At 67.9% G+C, this 1182-nt stretch carries 1 pseudogene; it reads right to left on the bottom strand.

The window, feature by feature from the left end:
• Positions 1–1182, bottom strand: a pseudogene (locus tag AWQ68_RS40295) (RNA-guided endonuclease InsQ/TnpB family protein); the annotation flags it as partial.

Here is a 1182-nt window from a genome sequence, read left to right as displayed (position 1 = left end):
CCGCCCTCACGGGCTGGGCTTCCTGCTTCACAGCCGACCGCCGAAGGGAGGACCCTTGCGGACTTACATCAGCTCCACAGGCAAGCACCGCTCGACCAGCGGCCAGGATGTTCTTCGCGGCGTTGACGTCCCGGTCATGCCGGGCGCCGCAGGACGGGCACTGCCACATCCGAGTGCCAAGCGAGAGCCCTGCGAGCAAGTGCCCGCACGTGCTGCACGTCTTCGAGCTGGGATACCAGCGGTCGATCACGATCAGGTGGCGGCCGTACTTGGCGGTCTTGTACTCCAGCTGGCGGCGGAACTCCCCCCACCCGCAGTCGGAGATGACCCGCGCCAGCTTCCGGTTCCGCACCATGCCCTTGACGTTAAGGTCTTCGATCGCGATCACGTCGTGGTCGCGGACCAGGCGGGTGCTGGTCTTGTGCAGGAAGTCAGCGCGGGCGTCAGCGACCTTGGTGTGGGCGCGGGCGACCTTCGCCTTGGCCTTGGCCCGGTTCGCGCTGCCCCGCTGTTTGCGGGCCATCCTGCGCTGGTAGCGGGCCAGATTCTTCGCCTTGCGCTCCAGGTGGCGCGGGTTGGGATCTTCTCCCCGGTGGCAGGACCGCGAAGTCGCTCACGCCGAGGTCGATCCCGACCTGCCCGCCAGTCGCGGGCAGCGACTCAGGTTCGGTCTCGGTCTCCACCGCGAAGGAGGCGTACCAGCGGCCGTCAGGGTCGCGGGACACGGTCACCATCGTCGGGTCGATCGCGGCTGGGTCCACATCGGGCCAGGACCACACGAACTCGACCGGGCCGTCCATTTTCGCGAGGAACAACCGGCCGTCGCGCCAGCGGAACGCCGACCGGGTGTAGGTCGCGGACTGGCGGCCGTGCCGGGACTTGAAACGCGGGTAGCGGGCGCGGCCGGCGAAGAAGTTCACGAACGCCGTGTACTGGTGCCGCAACGCCTGCTGCAACGGCACCGAGGACACTTCGTACAGGAAGTCGTGGTCGCCGTCGCGTTTCAGTTCGGTCAGGTACCGGTCGGTCTGCGCGTAGGAGGTTTTCACACCCTCGGCGTGGTAGCGGGCGTGCCGCCACGCGAGGACCGTGTTCCAGACCAGGCGTACACATCCGAACGTGCGGTTCAGCGCCGCAGCCTGTTCGGGGGTGGGGTAGACCCGCACCTTGTACGCCGTACGC

It is taken from the genome of Microtetraspora fusca (genome assembly GCF_001570365.1).
Classification (GTDB): Bacteria; Actinomycetota; Actinomycetes; order Streptosporangiales; family Streptosporangiaceae; genus Microtetraspora; species Microtetraspora fusca.
Note: the sequence above shows the minus strand (reverse complement) of the source record. Positions and strands in the feature narration are given on the sequence as shown.